This window comes from Mesorhizobium ventifaucium, assembly GCF_935822925.1.
GTDB classification, from domain to species: Bacteria; Pseudomonadota; Alphaproteobacteria; order Rhizobiales; family Rhizobiaceae; genus Mesorhizobium; species Mesorhizobium ventifaucium.
The window spans coordinates 111,482-127,873 of the sequence record NZ_CAKXZS010000004.1; the positions used below are offsets into that span (position 1 = coordinate 111,482).

Below are 16,392 nucleotides of genomic sequence, written 5' to 3' on the forward strand. Positions count from 1 at the left end.
GGAGGGCTTGCCATGGCAAAGATTTTAAAGCGCATCGAAGGGGTGGTGATCGGCGTGTTCCTCGGCTTTGGCGAGGACGCGCCGCTGGTGGTTTTTCTCGGCAATCCAAAGGAGACAGCCATCCCTGCCCTCAGCCTCGTGGAACTTAGCTCGGAAATGATCGGCGCTGAAGTGGCGCTGTTGTTTCAGAAAGGCGATCCGGGACGGCCGCTGATCGTGGGCCGCATCGTGGAGCCGTCGCGCAAATCTACCGCGCCGCAGGTGGTACGCGACGGCCAAAACGTGCGGATCACCGGAGAGGAGCGGATCGAACTGCGCTGCGGCAAGGCGACCATCATCATGGAGAAGGACGGCCACATCACCATCCGTGGCACCTATCTGACCAGCCATGCCAGCGCTGCGAACCGCATCCGTGGCGGATCGGTCAATCTGAACTGATGCCAGCGCCCGTTCTCCGCGAAATCGTCCGCCAGCACGCCGAGATGGCAGCATTCCTGTGGACGGTCTACGACTATCACCTGCTCCACCCCGATGAGAATCCGGACATGGACGAGGAACGCTTGGCCCGTCTAGTCGAGCGGCTGGAAGCGCATCTCGATGGATTGCGGGTGGCGGGAGAGGTGGGTCGCGAAATCGCGCACGAACGCTATGCAGAGTATCGGGAGGCGGGGGAATTGTTCGTCGTCCGGATGCTGCAGCCAGGCGCCGCCACCCGGGGGATCCGCGACTTCGACCTGCAGAAGGTCCGAGCATATCTGAACGGCCAAGCGCGGTCAGCTTAGGCCGTATCGCTGCAACATGTCCTGGAACTCGGCCTGCAGCATCCGCTCCTGCTCTGTGCCATCATGCAGCGTCCAGAGGGAGCTGTCCGCCAACACTGCAAGCCGGTCGCCCCAAGGTGTGACATGGAAAGCGCGCCGTGCCGAGACTTCCTCGACCTCGGGATCGAGGAAGCGGTAGAGGCCCTGATAGCCGAAGCCGACAAGGAGCGTATCGCGGTGGATCACGGCATCCCAGGCGGGGGCGACAGGGAGGTCGATCGATTCCACTTCGCCGTCGGCAACGCGGAACATCACGGGGCTCTCGGAAAAAACGAGCATCGACTTTTCTTGGGCGCACAGTCGTCGGAGGCGAGTGTTTGTCTGCAGATGGAGGTTGGTGACGCCACCATCGGCGAAGCGTCCGAATAGCCCGGCATCGCCGCAGACGAAGATCTCGCCGTCGTGCTCCTTGAGGTCAAAGATCCTGCGTTTCTCCCCGGTGACAAGCCTTCGCCAGCCCGTAGTGAATTCCATCACGAGGCCATGCCAGCCGAAGGCGAGCAGGCGACTGCTGGAGAGCGAGCGAAAGCCGGAGACGTAGGGAAGATCTTCCGCCACGATCGAATAGGACTGATCGGCGATCTCGAGGATGCGGCCCCCGGCGGTGCTACAGAACAGCTTTCCCCGCGCTTCGTCGAAATGCATGGCGAGCAGCCATGTGTCGGCCGTGAACAAAGGCGTGATGGTCAAGAGTTCGGGCGAGACCGACGCAATCTGCGACACATAGCTCTCCTGATCGCCGCAGACCAGGAGCACCAGGAGGCGGCCGTCAGACAGTGCTTGCACCGCATTGCAATTGCAGGAAAAGCCGCCGATCGTCAACTCGCCTTCGATCATAGCAGTGCCCGCGTTCCGGGCCGCCGCACGGGCTGGCCTTCCAGAGCCGCCCGTTGCGAGGGCGTGGGCGTGTCGCCCGCTTGCTGTGTGAGGCCGGCGGCGTAGGCGAAATACACGTCGCAATAGAACTGCAGGCATTCGAGCACTTCGCTGTTGTCTTCCTGGCCGACCAACTCCTGGTTGCTGGTCTCGGTGGCGTCCAGTGCGCTTTGGCGGGCAAAGCGGTAGGTCGGCTGGCGATCACGGACGAAGGCCTTGTCCGGGTTCTCGAATGCCTGGGTCTTGACCCCGTGCTCCGCGACATCGAGTCCATGCGAGCCGTAGCTGGACTGTTCGCTCGTGGATGGTCCGCTTAGGCAGATGCAGGGCGCGTCGTACATGTTGTAGTTTGGGAAGTTCGGCCGGTTCCTTCCGTAGTCTCTGCCCTTGCGGAAGAATGAGTTCGGAACGATGTGATCGGACTGCTTCCCTGTACCCTTGCAATGTTCGCTCGCCTCGTCGTAGCGGTGAACCTCGATGCCGAAGCCGTCAAGCAACTCGCGACAATAGTTCCCTTGCGCCGACAGGTTTGCGATGTGGACCCAAAGAGGTGTATTGCCAGCCGGCGATGCGTGATTATTGGTTGCCATATCGGTCATGCGAATGACCGGCTCGCCGTCGAACTTCACGTTGTTGGACCACGAGTGGAAATACTCCTTTCCTGTGTTCTTCGAAGTGACGACTCCTTTCTTCGCGGCGCAGCCGGCCTCGGTGCCCGACGTCCTAGAAAGATCAGATTTGTTTTTGATATTGACGGTTTTCCCGCCGATCTTGACCGTACCCGTCCCTTGCTCCGTGTCGCTGGCAAGCCCAAAACTCGGATAAGGAACAGGCACGCCCGGTGGCGTCGCTGGATTCTCGGGCGGCGTGAAGCAGACGTCGGGAAAAGCGGCAATTGTCTTGGCATTTACAGCCTTGCCGGATATCTCCAAACCGTTGGCAAAGACGTTGGACATCACACTGCCTTCCCAGCGAGCACGGCCGCGCCGCATGCGCCGGCGTCATTCGACGCTTCGACCAAGACCGGGTTGCCCGCGGCATAACCCTTGCGCGCAGCCGTCCAAGCCATGCCGATCATCAGTGGCACTGCGGCGGCGCCAACATTGCCGAGCGACTCGCCCGGCGACCATAGGTCCTGGAAGCCGTGGGCGCCCCGCACGAGGCGGAGCGAGGCGAGCCCGGACTGCTTGAACCAGAATTGCTCGCCGATGAGATCGGAGATTCGATAACCGAGCCGGTTCATTTCGATGCCGGTTTCTTCGAAGGCCGTCTGATAGGCGGCCGTCATGCCATCGCCGCGCAGCGGCAAATCCTCAGCATTGTAGATGGATGCCCTCTCGCGAGACAGACCGAGACCGAAGAGGCGAAGTCCACCGCTCTCCGAGCGGGTAGAAAGGACGGCGGCAGCCGCTTCGCCGGGAATGAAACCGTTCGGGTTGCTTTTCGTCAACAGACGATTTTTGCCCAAATAGTGCGCTACTGCCGGAGCTGTCAGATAACTGTCGACGCCGGCGATCATCACATAAGGTGCTTCGCCGGAAGCAACCAGCCGGCGCGCCTGATCGAGCGCGACGTGGCCCGAGGGGCGGCCGTGTGAGACGATGCGGGAGCGCGCGTGCGGCTCGACCTCGACGATCTCGGCGATCCGACGGAGCAGGCGGGCATTGTCCCGAACTGGCCGACCGGGGCGGTCCTGCTCGGCAAGGCACAGGATGAGCGCGGTCTGGCCGCGGGCCTGCGGGACGGCTTCGAAGGCCTCGCAGATGGCGCCAGCGGCCAAGTGCGCCATGCGCTTCTCGCCGGTCCAATTGCGCGGCAGGGACACCGGCGCGCCAACCAACCAGTCACCGCCGGGGCCGATGAACCGCGTCTCTTGAAAACCATCCAACCTCGCCCGCATCGCCGCACAAGACGACGGGGCGTCGAGGCCGACGGCGGTCACCATGCCGATCGAGACGATGTCGATCGGGGCGCTCACGCTTCCTCCTCCTCGGGCGCTACCCCGTTGGCGCGGATGTATTGGCGGCCGGTGGCGCGAGCTCTCAGCATGGATTCTGTCGGTGGGCCGACCCAGCATTCGGTAAAATCGAGAATCGTGCGATGAATACGCTGCGACACGCGCCAAACAAGCGAAAAGCGCCGGCTTTCGGGATCGAACAGGACGGTGTCGGGAAAAACATTGCCCTCGAAGGTCTTCCCTCGTCCTTTGAACAGCGTCATAGGCAGCGCAGTCGATGGTAAGCGGAAGCTTACTCGTCCTTGGGGTGTCAGATTAACCAGCATCACCTCTTCGCCGCCTCTCGGCAGGTCGATCTGCTGATCCGGCGGCGCCATCTGAAAGTAACGTTCGTCGAAGTCGGGCGGCAGAAACGGAAAGATGTTTTTCGTCCAATTGTCGTCATAGGTACCGCCATATTCGATCCGGCCGGGCCAGCCACGGCCCATTGGCCCAAAGCTCATGGGCTTGTAGTCGCCAAAGGGCGAGCGGATTTCTTCGTCGACTGCTTGCGTGTTCGGTAGCCGCAACCCCGGGATCAACCGCTGGTTCTTCGTACGTGACCAGCCGGTTCCGACCGGATTGTATTTGTAGCTGGCGGGGAGCTTGTCCTCCGGGTCCAGTCTGTCGACGCCACCCCAGGCAACGTCATAGGAGATGGGCAGTTTCAGGAAGGGCTGTGGCGACGTGGCGGTAAAGACCGGGCCGATGGAGCGCCATTCGCGGTGGCCGACGACCTCGAACAGTTTTGACCAATTGCCGACCTTGATACCGACCGGCACGCGCTCGGCCGGTCTGCCGTTTGGCGCGTAAGCACAGCCATTGGCGACAACGTCGCAGCGCGGCTTGCGGAAGGCGAAATCGGTTTCCCACAGCGTGGCCGAATAGCCGGGCACGCCGGTTTGCATGTCGGCCATGACCAGCGGAACCTGTTCCGACGATTTTTTCACCAGTCCGCCGGGTGTCGTGGGGAAGTCGAACGTGCCTTTCACCACCACGACGATCCACTCATGGCCGGCCTTGTCCATGCCCATGGTAAATTGATGCGCATACCCCATCTGGTTCCAGATCTGCATCAGCTGGTCTCCCAACTGGCGGCGAAGATCTGCTCCAGCGTCGCTTGCGGAGCCTGCGGATCAATATCGAAAATGTCGGAGTGCGCGGTCCACATCACCATGTCGCTGATGACCTCTGCCCCCGGCTCGACCGGCGGCACCGGCAGTTCGGCCAACGCGATGTCCAGTTCGTCAGGCGTCAGTGCGCCCCGCTGGGCGGCAAAGGCAGCCTCTTCAATCCCGGCAAACCACGCATCGGCGCGAGCCAGTTGAATGGAAGCGTCAGGAAGCTGCGCGACGACGCTGAGAGGGAACTGCCGGCCGACCCTGTCGGCGCTCTGCAGAATAATGCCCGCCGATGCGCCGAAGGCAGCCGGGCCGGCCAGAAAGCGTAGCGCGGCGGCGCGCGGCCAGGTTTCCGAGCCGATCAGCGGCACGATGTGCTGCGCAAGCCAGCGGTCCCAGATGCGCACAAAATCCCCCGGCAGCCGCCGCGTGACGAAATCGCCGGTGGCGGGCATTTTGCCGTAAAAGCCGGGCAGAATCATATCTGCGGTGGACATGAGAATTTCTTGAACATTTGCAAATTATAGGGGTTCTCGACGCTTGCCGCCTTGAGCTCGAAATCGGCGTACATGCCTTGCGTGCCCAGTCGCAGGCTGTAGACGTCGGACAGCGAGGTGCCGGTGAAGCGGCCGCTGCGCAGCAGCCTCAGCCAGGCCCAGCTGCCGGTTTCGTTCAACATGACTTCGGGCGAGCCGTCGATCGGCTGGAACGCGAGCGAGATGACGCCGGTGCCGTCCTTGCCGGGCCAGGTCATCGGTTGCGGCCGCGTCGCGTTGTTGTAGTAGACGAGGTTCTGGCCATCGAGATGGAGCGTCACGCGCGTGACGTTGGGCGACAGGTCCGTCGGTTGCAGCGTGAAGCTCATCACCGGGCCGGTACCGCCTGGAAACAGATCGTCGCGGATCCGCCTGGCCTGTTCGAACGCCGCCAGGGCAGCCGCGTCGAGGCCAAAATCGGCGCGCCATTTCCATGGCTGGCTGGCGGTGTCGACATAGCTGATCAAATGATCGTTGATGAAGGTGTCGATCATCCCGGCCGGCCCGAACAGGCGGGCGAAATCGCGGACATTGACGTCGACCGCGCTTTCGGGGCTGAACGGATAGCGGTCGTTCAGCGCCGCCTGGCAGAACGGCAGGATGTCGGCGCGCCAGATGGCGTTGAGCTCCGAGGTGACCGCCTTCTGTGTCAGGCCGCTGGTGTCGCCGGCAATGCCGCCGAGCCAGTCGTCGACCGGATCGGGCAGGATCTGCGCTTGCCTGGCGACCGCTCCCGTCAGTTCGGCCAGCCCACCCTGCTTCTTGATGGCGTCCTGCGGGTCGGGATTGGCCGTGACCGTCTGCAGCACGTTCGATAGTGCGGTCAGCGCCACCACCGCGGCGTCGAGTGCCGGCGGCTGGCCGTCGACCTCGGCGATCGCGCCCTTGAGCGGCTTGAAGTGTTCGGCCACCAGATTGCCGGTAAGATCCACCTCGTTGGCGGAGCCTGCGCGCGGCAGCAGTTTTGCGCCTGTCTTGGCCAGCTTGCCAAGCTTGCCGAGTTTGCTGAGCAGTTTTGAGCCGCCCTTGGCTGCCGCCTTGTTGTCGGCCGGCGCTTCATCGGATCGGGTCAGCTCGGTCTCCTGAACGACCGCCGTAAGCAGGCGCTTCAGCGCCGAGTCGGCACTCGAAAGGTCCTTGAGGTTCTCGCTGGCGACATTCAGGTCGGCCAATGGCGCGAGCCTGAGATCGCGCAGGATGCTGTCCCATTGCGCGATGTAGTCTTCGTAATAGAGTTTCAGGATATCTTCGGACAGCGCCGAGACCGAGGTTTCGGAATTTTCCGAACAGCCTCCGGCAAAGACCGCCCGATCGAGTGCGGCCTGGGCGGCGACGTCCTCGACCCGGCCGAGAATGGCATCGTGGAAGCCGGAATAGGTGAACGCGCCCGAAATGCCGACGCGCAGCGTCTTGTCGGAACGCCGTGCAAAGACCTTGGCGCCGTTGGGACCGGCGAAATTCGCCGGGATCCATTCCTTGAGTCCGGCCACCGCCGGATCGGCCAGCAACTGCCTGTAGGCACGCGCCGGCAGCGAAATCGTGCAAACCGTTTTCAGCGCCTCGGCAACCAGCGCCTGATCCGGCGCGATATAGCTGTCGTCGACCGCCATGCGGCGGATCGCAGCAAGCTGGTGCTCTTCCGCGTCGACGGTCGGAAAGGGCGCCGCCGGCGCGAATTCCGGCAAATCGTTGACCCACCAATTCTCAACGAAATCGGCGTCCATCTGCGACAGGCCCGTCATCATCCGATAGGTCTTCAGCGCACCCAGCATGAAATCCGGATCGCGGATCTGCCGCCACATGGTCGCCTCGAGCAGAGCGACCATATGCGGCTCGAGGACGTTGCGCAAAGCGTGGTCGTAAGTGTCGGCCTGCGCCCGCAGCAGCTCTGCCGACGCCGATGGCCCCAGCAGATCCTGGGCACTGCTCGGCGGTGCGGTACGGGCATTTGCGACCTCGGCAATCGCGTTGAGCGCGCTGTCGATGGCGGGCTGCTCCACCGATGCCGGGGTCGCGGCTGCCGCGGTCAGCGGCGCCTGCAGCGCTTCGAACTGGCCTGCCTGCGCTTCGATCGCATTGCGGTTGTCGTAGTAGGACCAGGTGAACATCGCACCGGCCAACAGGGCGGCGGCGGCACAGGCTGCCGCGGCGCCACGCCAGATCCAGGCGCGGCGGCGCTGCGCCAGCGGATCGAACGTCCCCAGGCCGGCTTCCCTGAAGATGACCTCGGTCAGCAGGTTCTTCAGGAAAAAGCTGCGTTTTTCAACGCGCGGCGCCGGCATGGCTCGTCGCGGCGGAAGACCGAAGGATGAAGACAGCGCCGCGGTCAGCCGGTCGATAGGCGCCCCTTCCTGGGTCGCCGACGTCAGATATAGGCCGCGCAGCCAGGCGGCTTCTTCGTAGCGGCTTTCGCCGAACATCGCCTCGACCAGCACCTGGATCGGCTCGGACAGGCTCGTGAGCTGGGCGGGAAACCTGAAAATCTCCGCGCGGGCGGCGAGTTTGTCCTCGTCCTCCAGGCGCGGTACCAGCCGCCGCTCGAGTTCCGTCGCAAGGGTCGCGATTTCCCGCTCTATGGTCTTTGCGTCGACACGCGCATCCAGCGCGAAGGTCGTCCCCCAGACCTGCTCGCGCGAGGCCGTCGACAGGCCACCGAAGAAGGCCTCGAAACCCTTGATCAGATCGGCCTTGGTCAGCATCAGATAGACTGGAAGGCGGATTTCCAGCCGGTCGTTGAGTTCTGCCAGGCGACGACGGATCTTGCGGCCATGAGCCTTGATGGCTTCGTCGCCCTCTGAAAGCGCATCGATCGAAAGCGCGACGATCACTCCGTTCAGTGCCCGGCGGCCGCGATGCTTTTTCAAGAGGTCGAGGAAGCCCAGCCATTCCGCCGCATCGACGTCCGGCTGGCTCTCCTGCTGCACATAGCGGCCCGCCGTGTCGATCAGAACCGCGTTCTCGGAGAAAAACCAGTCGCAGTTGCGCGTGCCGCCAACCCCCTGCAGATCGTCGGTGAGGTCGATCGGAAAGTTCAGGCCGGACTGGCGCAAAGCCGTGGTCTTGCCGGTGGCCGGCGGCCCGACGATCACGTACCAAGGCATCTCGCGCAGGAATTTGCGTCCGCCCAGCTTGCGGCGCTTCAATTCGACCATCACCTCGGCGAACTTGGCGCCGACGGCGGCGACGTTCTCTTCGCCGGGGCTCAGCGGTTTTTCCACCACGGGCGCAGCGATTTCGGCGACGAACATGCGGTTGGCTCGGATCGCCCGGCGCTGCGCGACGATCAGCCAGATCAGCCAGAAGATGACCAGCAGCGCAATGATGACAATGCGGACATTTTCCGAGGCGAAGGGTTCGTAAGCACCGACCCTGACGATCGGGCCGAACACCCAGATAACCAGAGAAAGCAGCGTGATGCCGATCAGCGTCCACAGCCAGCGCGATGTCAGAACCGCCCAGAGGAAGCGCAGGATGAACATCTCACAGCCTCTTTTCGACCAGCACCTCGACGCGGCGGTTCAAGGCCCGTCCCGCGCGGGTGCTGTCGTCGGCCACTGGATCGGTAGCTGCACGCCCTTCGAAGCGAATGCGGTCCTGCGGCACACCGTTCTGGACCAGCATCTCGGTAATGGTTGCTGCGCGCGCTTCCGACAGCCGCTGGTTGGTGGAAAGCGGATTGGACCGTTGCAAAGGGATACTGTCGGTATGGCCGACCACCGTGATGTTCCCGATCAGTTCCTGATTGGCGAGGATCACTTTGGCGATCGAACCGATCAGCGGTTCGAAGCCTTCCGTTAGTGTCGGCCGCGACGACTGGAACAGTTCGGGGTTGGAGGCCTGAATGATCAGCCTGGCCAGCGAGACGCTCTCGGTGCCGCTTAGCGCGGCCCTGAGATTTGCCGGCGCTCCGGCCTGAAACTCCGGCACCAGCGCGAAATCCACTGCCTCCGGCGGCGGCGCGTCGACCTGTGGCGACGTTCGGCTGATTTCGCCGCGGGCTGGCGGCGGCAAAGCACGAACCAGCGTCGAAAGCTCGACCGCCTGACTGCTCAGTCCCATCGACAGCCCGAGATAGATTGCAGTGGCGAGAACCGCCGCGCCGAGCCCCATCACCCAGATCGGCACGATGAAGCGCTGCGGCTCGTCGGATGCGATCACGCCTTTCCAGTTCGGCGACAGCGGCGCGCCGTCGGCATCGGCATCGCGCAGAAAGCGCGCCGCAGCAACGCGAACGGCATTGAGCGAGCGGTCGCCCGACCGGCCTGGAACACGATATTTGCCGCGGAAGCCGAGCGCCAGGCAATGATATTGCAGTTCGAGCAATTCGCGATCCCGGTTCGGATGCCGCTCCAGTTCGTCGAGACGCGTGAAGAACTGCGTGCCGGCATCGACATCGCCTCGCAACATCACCACAAGCGGCTGGCGCGGCCATGCGCTGGCGCCGCCCCATGGCGTGTTCAGGGCGAGGTCATCCAGCAATGCCGCCACCACCCAGGCTGCCTGGTCGGCGCGCTCCAGAGAGGACCCCGCCGCCATTGCCGCGTCACGCGCCCGAACCAGCTCATCGAGCAACCGGGTGCGCAGCGCTTCCGGGTTTTCCGGCGGCAGCGCGCTTTCAAGCTCGGGCGCGAACTCGAGCAGTGGCGCGAATGCGTTGACCAGCGTGTTCGGATGCGTACGCGACCGTTTGATTGGCACACCCGACAAGAGTGGCGTCATCGGTCGCGGCATCGGCGCGCCGGTCAGTCGTATGCGAGTGCGTTCGCGATCCTCCGACAGTCCGAAAGGATCATCCCGGCTCATCATCTCACCTGTTTACCGAATAGCAGTCGACCTGCGGCTCGCTCGGCAGCACACCCGACACGCCAATGACGAAGCCGGGGGCATCGAGCAGCGAGGCCCAATGCTCGCTTTTCTGATCCAGCTCAAGGCACAGCCGATCGCCATCGTAGGGGATTTCGCGCGGCTGGGAATGAAGCGGCTTCAGTGGAATGCCAGGTAGACGGGATTTCCACAGGCCCTCGAACTGATCGGCCGAACCGACAGTCGCCTGGTTGACGAAAATCTTGCGCAAGGCATCTTCCGACAGCTCGGAGCCGACCCGGATGACGATCCGGCTGGCCACCAGCAGCTTCGGGTTGTCGATGCGGATTTTCCAGACGTTGGTCGAATGCCGCATGACCGGCAGTGCGCGTGATTTAGGCTCGATGTAGCGCAGGCTCAGGATGAGCGAGCGCAAGGCGTCGGCCAGCGCCGAATAGGCGGGGCCGGGCGCCATGTGATCGTAGGCGGGCAACTCGCTCAGCCGTCGCGCGCTCGAGCCATAGGTCGCCATTGAACCGGCAAGACCGGCAAGCTCCAGGTAAAGCTCGGCCGGATGGAAAACATCCTGAGCCAGCATGTGGGCCAGCCGCGGACGCGCCGCATTGGCGAGGTTGAGCATCAACAGGTCTTCGACGCTGCGGCCTGGCCCGCCCATGACCATTTTGCCATGCGCCTCGGCGATCTGGTCGAGGCCGGTGACAACTTCCAAAAGCAGCTGCCGGTACCAGGCCACCGCTCCGGTAACCAGTGTCGGCGGCAGGAACGTCTCGTCCAGCGAGACGCCGCCGTCGGCTCGAACCCCTTTGATATCGGCTATCGGCAGGGCGGTGTAGCCCCCAACCGATTTTCCGGGTGCAATCAGCAGCGCCTGCGGGCGGGCGATTTCGATTTCTTCAGGATCCGAACCGCCCTGGACGGCGTCGCGCACCGAAACGATCCGCCCATGATAGCGTGCGCCTGTCGATGCGGCGTGCGCCGGATCGAAGCCGACACCGCCGGCAGGCTCGAGCGGCAGGGCGACCAGCACCGGTCCGGCGCCGGTATCGGCGGTGACCGGCAGCGGTCGTGGCGCGTCCATCAGGTCAGGGATGGAGAAGGGGGTTCCATCCGGAAAGATGCCCCGTGCCGACAGGATCGAGACCTGGCCGGCATCGAGCATTGCCTGGTCCAGCGTCAGCTGCTGAAAGCCGAACGTATGGAGCTGCCCGGCCTGCAACGCGCCGCGCACCGTCGCCTCGAAAAAGCGATCCTGTTGCTGAAAATGCTGGGTCCGGAGAAACAGGCCTTCGGACCACAGCACCCTGTTTGCATCGCTCATGCCGCTACTTCCTGCATCGAGCACCTTTGCCCTGGCCGCTAGGCCGAAATGCCGCCGCTGCCAAGCGTGACGTTGACGGTAACTTTCGATCCCGGCGACACCGACTTGGTTGTACGCCAGCTCCGGCCGCCGGGCTCGCGAACGAGAGCAACGAAGCCCAGCGCAGCCGCGTCCGGCTCGACCGTGATGGTTTTGGATGCGGTCTTTCCAGGCCCGACGGAGATCTGGTCGGATCCGATGAGATCGCCTGCGAGTGCGGAGCCGGCATCCCCCTGCAGCGCGAAATAATCGGCCGAATTGAATTTACCGGTGCTACGCAGCCGCATCACGAGGACCGTCACCGGCCGGTCGCCGCCGCCTGGTCCCGGGTTCATGCCGGCCGCGCCGGTCAGGTTGACGGTCACCGCGGATGGTTTTGGCGGACCGCTCTGGCAAGCAGCAAGCAGCCCGGTTGCGCCCAGGGCAACGATGAATCCGCGGCGATCGATCATGTTTCACTCCTCCTCATATGCATCCCGAAAATCAGCGCCGATTTCGCCCAAAAAGCTCAATTCCGCACTCTGGGCGATTTCACGATGGCGTTTCTGGTAAAGCTCCCACAGCTTGGCGCGGCGCCCGCCCGAAAGCAGTGTGCTGATCGCGGAACTCGATTTGAGCTCTTCCTCGATCGCTGCCGGGTCAAAACGGTCAATCATTCGCCGCAAGGCGGACTGCACGCCTCGCCAGGCGCGCACGTGATGTTGCGCGAGATCGCGGACCGCGTCGGCGATTGCCGCGTCACCGGCCAGAAATCCGGGGCTGCGCTCCGCGATGAGGGTCACGATGGCGTCGTCGACCGTCGGCAGAAACTTGAGCGGATTGACTTCAGAGGCCCCAACCACCGTCTGGGCGACGCGAGCGTTTCCCTTTTCCTCGGCTCGCTTGCGCAGCAACTGCATCAGGCCTTCCATCATAAGCCGATACTCGCGACCGAACTTCTCCATTTCCGCGACGCTGTCGCGTCCGGGAAAATCGGCTTCCTCAACACCCATGCCACGCAAGAACGCCGTGCGAAGCGCCGTGTTCGCCGGTTGCGCCGCTGCCGGGGAGGGCGCGGGTCTGGGCGCAGCCCGTGGCGGAGAAGGGATATCTGCCGCACGGCCAGGCAAATCCCAGGGATTGGCCGGCTGCGGCTCTCCGGCGACGTGTTTGCGTTGACCGGCCGGGCCGGCGCCGTTTCTCAAATCGGGCGACGCGGCCGGCCCGAAACCGAAACCGTCATCGAATTCAGATGACTTTCTTGAAACGGCCTGGACTGGAGCGGGCTCGCTTGCACCGGACGGCACCGGATCGAAGCTGAATGGGTCTGCGGCGTCCGGCGCACCAAATGGTTCGGGATAGCCAGAGCCATTCGGCGCGGGCGTTGCTACCGGGTCGAGGCTGAACGGGTCGTCGAAGGCAGGCGAACTGCGCTGGTTGGCGCGCTCGAACGCTCCTGGAACGGGTTGCTCGAACGGGTTGGGCAGATCGGCGGGACGCGGTCGGCGCGGCTCTTCTTCGGCCGTGGCTGAAAAGAAGTCATCGCGGCCGATGCTTACCGGCGCTCGCGATGCCGGCGGTGACCGTTCGGCGAACGATTGGCTGGCCGCTGGTCCCTGAGTGACCGGCGTCTGCAGATCGACGCATACGATGTAGTCGCCCAGCCTCAGCCGCATGCCGTTCTGAAGACGGACCGACGTGCCTGCGCCGAGCGGGCTGTCGGCATCGTTTATGAACAAGCCGCTGCTTGATGTGTCGGTGACGAAATATCCATCCCGCCCGCCGGTGATCCGGCAATGGGCACGTGAAACGAACATGTCGGGATCGTCGATCTGCCAGTCCGCGTCCGCGCTACGGCCGATCACCAGTTCACCCTCGTCCAGCCGGGTCTGCCGTACCGCCTGGGTGCGTGGCCCGTGCTCCAGCGTCAGCAGCAGACTCATGCCGCGACCTCCGCCATTTCCGGCCGCCATCCGACGATCGTCCGCAGCCGCATATCGTCAGCATCGCCCCTTTCGGTGGGCCGCGCAAGCCAGGTGGTTCGGCCGAGCTGTACCGCTCCGATGCGCGGCGGCGGCACAGCTTCGCGCGCGAGCACGATCCGCAGATCGACGTCCAGCGATTCCCCGACCATGTCGCGAACCGCCTGCTTGAACATTTTCAGGCGTTGGCCGCCCGGCAGGAACGTCTTGAACTCCTCATAGCCGAGTGGGCCGACGCGGAGCTCGATCCTGCTTTGGCGGCTGAAAACGCGCGGGCCGATCGTCGCCCCGCGACCCAGCACTGCGTAAGCCTGGGTAAGCCGGGTCTGGAGCGCCGCCGGTATGGTCATCCAGGTGGCAACGAACTCCTTGATCGCGACCGGCACCTTGAACGCTTCCGCCAGGAACAGCGTCAACCGCTCCGGACCGTCGACCTGGCTGGCGAGCGACGCGGCCTGGCGAAGCTTCACGGCGTCGAGATCGGGATTGTGGGTGCCGGGGAGTCCTATTCCCGCCATGGCTTCAAGCATGGCCCTTACCCGGCCGCCGACCGGACGTTCGACCTGTACCGCCGGATGCGCGTCGGCCCAGGCCCGATAGTACAGGGCGATCATCCGGTGTTGGAGAATATTGACGAAATCCACGAACGTCGTATCGACGGTCTGTCGTGCGTCAGCGCCGGTGAACCAGCGCTGCGACAGACGATCGAGCACCCAGCGCGTCAAATGCAGCGGCATCGGGCCTTCCGGTCCCATCAGCCCGAGATTTGCAACGGTAACCCGGGCCGGTGTCCAGTCCTTGCCCAGCGAGTTGTCCTTCCCCGGCGTCTTGTCCTTCGCTTCGCGGAATTCAACCACGTCCTTGGCGGAAAAGCTAAGACGCACATGCTGCCCGAGCCTTGCCGGCTCGCGATCCGCGCGGCCGGAATAACCGAACAGCCCGCCCCGTTGTTCAAGCCGGCGCAACAGTTCGAAAAAGTCGAACGTATCATCCAGCTCTTCGGCCCGGCCCGTGTCGAGCTTGCCTAGATCAGGTAGCGATTGCCGGGCGTCATCGGCCATGGCACATCCTCCTGCTTCTGCAGCAGCCGCGTGCGGGTCCGCACAAAGCCGTTTATTCCGGCGTGACGGGCAAACAGCCGGGCAAGCAAGGCCGAAAGCAGCAATGTGCTTTGCCCGGCCAGGACCGATTGGTCCACATGCAATGTTACTTCCGTGCCCCGTCCGAAGCACATCGGCCCATCGATCTGCAGCCGTTCGATAACGGAGCGCGAGTCGATGCGAACGATCGAGTGCACGTTGCGAGCCAGGCTCGGATCTCCCCGGTCGGCATAAAGATCGAGCAGCGCATGCAGCGGATCGATACCGCGGCCTTCCTTGGCGAGGCTGAGAAAGTTGAGGGCCAGCTGCGCCACGAGCCGCCATGCGAGATCATCGGCTCGGGATTCGCCTTCGGCGCCGGCGGGCAGCGCGGCCGGGATAGCCGGCTGGGGCGGGCGCAAAGCACCGAGAAGCCGGACCGTTTCGACCGGATCGCCTGTCTCCAGCGTCAACGTAGGGTTGTCGTCGAGAATCGGCAGATCGCGGTTGGTGCAAAGTGCCATGATGTCGAGACGCTTCAGCGGCCGGTTCGCCGGGCTTCCGGCCGGCCGTGAAACCGAAAGGAAAACGTCGTCTCCGGTGTAAGAAGTGCGGGTCAGTCCGTCGCGCCGTTCATCTTCGGTGGCCCGGCGGGGGCGCCGTTCGGTCGAATAGACCCAGCCATTGCTGCGGTTTTGTCCCAGGCTGAAGAGTTCTGGAATTTCGGCGTCAGGACCCTCGGCATCGGCGTCCTCGACATGGGTCACCCGATAGATTTCGAAGTCACGCGCCCGCGTGCGGTCGGCATGCAGCACTTGCCGCGTTCTGCGCGGATCAAGCTCGATGACGTTGCAGTCACGCTCGAACAGGTTGATGATCGGCGTCGCGAAAAGTTCGAAATCCGCCGGCGTCACATCGGCAAGTTCGGGTACCGGACGCCGGAACATGAAGATGATCTCGACCCCGGCCTCGCATCGGCGCACGACCGGTTGCAGTCCTGAAACCCGCACGTAGTGAAAGCGCTCGGGCATCATGAAATATTCACGCAGCAGGCGGTAGCCTTCGAATGTCGGCCGGGTACGAGGCATCAACGCCTCGTCGTCGCTGATGCCGACCATTTCGGCTTCCGGCAACGGCGATAGCGGATTGGCCTTGCCCTCGGCGCGTGCGCCAACGGCCGAGCAGGCGCCGAAAATCGCGTCGAACAGCAATGGCGCTTTGGTGCGCCCGGCAAAATAGAGATCAAGCCGGTCGAGCGCCAATTCGCCGAGCTTGCCTTTTCCGGCCCGACCCAGCGTGATGCGCAGCGCCGCCTCGCCGCCTACGCCGCCGATCGGTGTTATGCCGGCCGCCGCCAACCCGCTGCGATCCTGGAAATAGCTGACCGAACTGATGGTTATCGGCCACAGCGTGATTTCCTGCGCGGTGGTGAATGTGCAGCGCGTCGACAGGCCGGGTTGCAGACTGGACACGAGGCGGGTGTTGCGCTTGATGACATGGCCGGCAATCATCGACTGGACCTGCTGGCCGGGTTTCAGCACTGCCATCGCCGTTGCCGGCGCCGGGGTAACCAGATCGGGATAAAGCACATCCAGCACGCTGCGTGAAAACCGCGAGCGCTCGGCGTCGACTTTCAACCGGGTACGTGCAGCGAGGAAAGCGACGCCGTCAAGCAGCCGCTCGACATACGGGTCCGGGCAGGGGACAGTATCGAGAGAAAGATTGCGTGCCACCGCCGGATGCATGTCGGCAAATTCCGCCGCGAGTCCGCGGATATGGGTCAGTTCCTCCTCGTAATATTCTACGAAGACCCGATCCATC

Annotated in this window: 14 protein-coding genes; 2 read left to right on the top strand and 12 right to left on the bottom strand. The window is 63.7% G+C overall.

Annotated elements, in window-relative coordinates; all coding sequences use genetic code 11:
- Window positions 1-12: 12 nt before the first annotated feature.
- A complete protein-coding gene (locus tag NMG70_RS04130; protein WP_254023354.1) occupies window positions 13-438 on the top strand; it encodes a DUF6484 domain-containing protein in 426 nt (141 codons plus the stop codon).
- A complete protein-coding gene (locus tag NMG70_RS04135; protein WP_254023355.1) occupies window positions 438-782 on the top strand; it encodes a hypothetical protein in 345 nt (114 codons plus the stop codon). The genes NMG70_RS04130 and NMG70_RS04135 overlap by 1 nt, the downstream gene beginning before the upstream one ends.
- Here the strand turns inward: NMG70_RS04135 and NMG70_RS04140 are convergent.
- Genes NMG70_RS04140 through tssF form a run of 12 tightly spaced genes read right to left on the bottom strand, consistent with a single transcriptional unit; the run spans window position 774 to window position 16,391 of the window.
- Window positions 774-1,658 (bottom strand): hypothetical protein, encoded by an 885-nt coding sequence (locus NMG70_RS04140; protein ID WP_254023356.1) that lies wholly within the window; start codon window positions 1,656-1,658, stop codon window positions 774-776. The genes NMG70_RS04135 and NMG70_RS04140 overlap by 9 nt on opposite strands.
- Window positions 1,655-2,653 carry a DUF4150 domain-containing protein gene (locus NMG70_RS04145; protein ID WP_254023357.1) on the bottom strand — a complete coding sequence of 333 codons (999 nt, stop codon included), beginning with the start codon at window positions 2,651-2,653 and terminating at the stop codon, window positions 1,655-1,657. The genes NMG70_RS04140 and NMG70_RS04145 overlap by 4 nt, the downstream gene beginning before the upstream one ends.
- Complete coding sequence (locus NMG70_RS04150) at window positions 2,653-3,675, bottom strand: 3-oxoacyl-ACP synthase (protein ID WP_254023358.1); 1,023 nt, start codon at window positions 3,673-3,675, stop codon at window positions 2,653-2,655. Before NMG70_RS04150 ends, NMG70_RS04145 begins: the two co-directional genes overlap by 1 nt.
- Entirely contained in the window at window positions 3,672-4,769 is a 1,098-nt protein-coding gene (locus tag NMG70_RS04155) for a DUF2169 family type VI secretion system accessory protein (RefSeq protein ID WP_254023359.1), read from the bottom strand. The genes NMG70_RS04150 and NMG70_RS04155 overlap by 4 nt, the downstream gene beginning before the upstream one ends.
- Window positions 4,769-5,296, bottom strand: a complete 528-nt coding sequence (tagF, locus tag NMG70_RS04160; RefSeq protein ID WP_254023360.1) for a type VI secretion system-associated protein TagF — start codon at window positions 5,294-5,296, stop codon at window positions 4,769-4,771. The genes NMG70_RS04155 and tagF overlap by 1 nt, the downstream gene beginning before the upstream one ends.
- Complete coding sequence (gene tssM, locus NMG70_RS04165) at window positions 5,293-8,829, bottom strand: type VI secretion system membrane subunit TssM (protein ID WP_254023361.1); 3,537 nt, start codon at window positions 8,827-8,829, stop codon at window positions 5,293-5,295. Before tssM ends, tagF begins: the two co-directional genes overlap by 4 nt.
- 1 nt (window position 8,830) lies before the next feature.
- Complete coding sequence (gene icmH / locus NMG70_RS04170; RefSeq protein ID WP_065006953.1) at window positions 8,831-10,153, bottom strand: type IVB secretion system protein IcmH/DotU; 1,323 nt, start codon at window positions 10,151-10,153, stop codon at window positions 8,831-8,833.
- 4 nt (window positions 10,154-10,157) lie between these two features.
- The gene (gene tssK, locus NMG70_RS04175; protein ID WP_023801305.1) at window positions 10,158-11,492 is read right to left on the bottom strand and encodes a type VI secretion system baseplate subunit TssK; all 1,335 of its coding nucleotides are present in this window, start codon (window positions 11,490-11,492) and stop codon (window positions 10,158-10,160) included.
- 38 nt (window positions 11,493-11,530) lie between these two features.
- Window positions 11,531-11,983, bottom strand: a complete 453-nt coding sequence (gene tssJ / locus NMG70_RS04180) for a type VI secretion system lipoprotein TssJ (protein WP_254023362.1) — start codon at window positions 11,981-11,983, stop codon at window positions 11,531-11,533.
- A gap of 3 nt (window positions 11,984-11,986) precedes the next feature.
- Window positions 11,987-13,453 carry a type VI secretion system-associated FHA domain protein TagH gene (gene tagH, locus NMG70_RS04185; protein ID WP_254023363.1) on the bottom strand — a complete coding sequence of 489 codons (1,467 nt, stop codon included), beginning with the start codon at window positions 13,451-13,453 and terminating at the stop codon, window positions 11,987-11,989.
- Window positions 13,450-14,553, bottom strand: a complete 1,104-nt coding sequence (gene tssG, locus NMG70_RS04190) for a type VI secretion system baseplate subunit TssG (protein WP_254023364.1) — start codon at window positions 14,551-14,553, stop codon at window positions 13,450-13,452. The genes tagH and tssG overlap by 4 nt, the downstream gene beginning before the upstream one ends.
- Entirely contained in the window at window positions 14,517-16,391 is a 1,875-nt protein-coding gene (gene tssF / locus NMG70_RS04195) for a type VI secretion system baseplate subunit TssF (protein WP_254023365.1), read from the bottom strand. Before tssF ends, tssG begins: the two co-directional genes overlap by 37 nt.
- Window position 16,392 lies beyond the last annotated feature (1 nt).

Bases quoted from the DNA above. Each gene is read 5' to 3' on its own strand.
- NMG70_RS04130 (WP_254023354.1), top strand. From the start codon at position 13: ATGGCAAAGATTTTAAAGCGCATCGAAGGGGTGGTGATCGGCGTGTTC.
- NMG70_RS04135 (WP_254023355.1), top strand. From the start codon at position 438: ATGCCAGCGCCCGTTCTCCGCGAAATCGTCCGCCAGCACGCCGAGATG.
- NMG70_RS04140 (WP_254023356.1), bottom strand. From the start codon at position 1,658: ATGATCGAAGGCGAGTTGACGATCGGCGGCTTTTCCTGCAATTGCAAT.
- NMG70_RS04145 (WP_254023357.1), bottom strand. From the start codon at position 2,653: ATGTCCAACGTCTTTGCCAACGGTTTGGAGATATCCGGCAAGGCTGTA.
- NMG70_RS04155 (WP_254023359.1), bottom strand. From the start codon at position 4,769: ATGCAGATCTGGAACCAGATGGGGTATGCGCATCAATTTACCATGGGC.
- tagF (WP_254023360.1), bottom strand. From the start codon at position 5,296: ATGATTCTGCCCGGCTTTTACGGCAAAATGCCCGCCACCGGCGATTTC.
- tssM (WP_254023361.1), bottom strand. From the start codon at position 8,829: ATGTTCATCCTGCGCTTCCTCTGGGCGGTTCTGACATCGCGCTGGCTG.
- icmH (WP_065006953.1), bottom strand. From the start codon at position 10,153: ATGAGCCGGGATGATCCTTTCGGACTGTCGGAGGATCGCGAACGCACT.
- tssK (WP_023801305.1), bottom strand. From the start codon at position 11,492: ATGAGCGATGCAAACAGGGTGCTGTGGTCCGAAGGCCTGTTTCTCCGG.
- tssJ (WP_254023362.1), bottom strand. From the start codon at position 11,983: ATGATCGATCGCCGCGGATTCATCGTTGCCCTGGGCGCAACCGGGCTG.
- tagH (WP_254023363.1), bottom strand. From the start codon at position 13,453: ATGAGTCTGCTGCTGACGCTGGAGCACGGGCCACGCACCCAGGCGGTA.
- tssG (WP_254023364.1), bottom strand. From the start codon at position 14,553: ATGGCCGATGACGCCCGGCAATCGCTACCTGATCTAGGCAAGCTCGAC.
- tssF (WP_254023365.1), bottom strand. From the start codon at position 16,391: ATGGATCGGGTCTTCGTAGAATATTACGAGGAGGAACTGACCCATATC.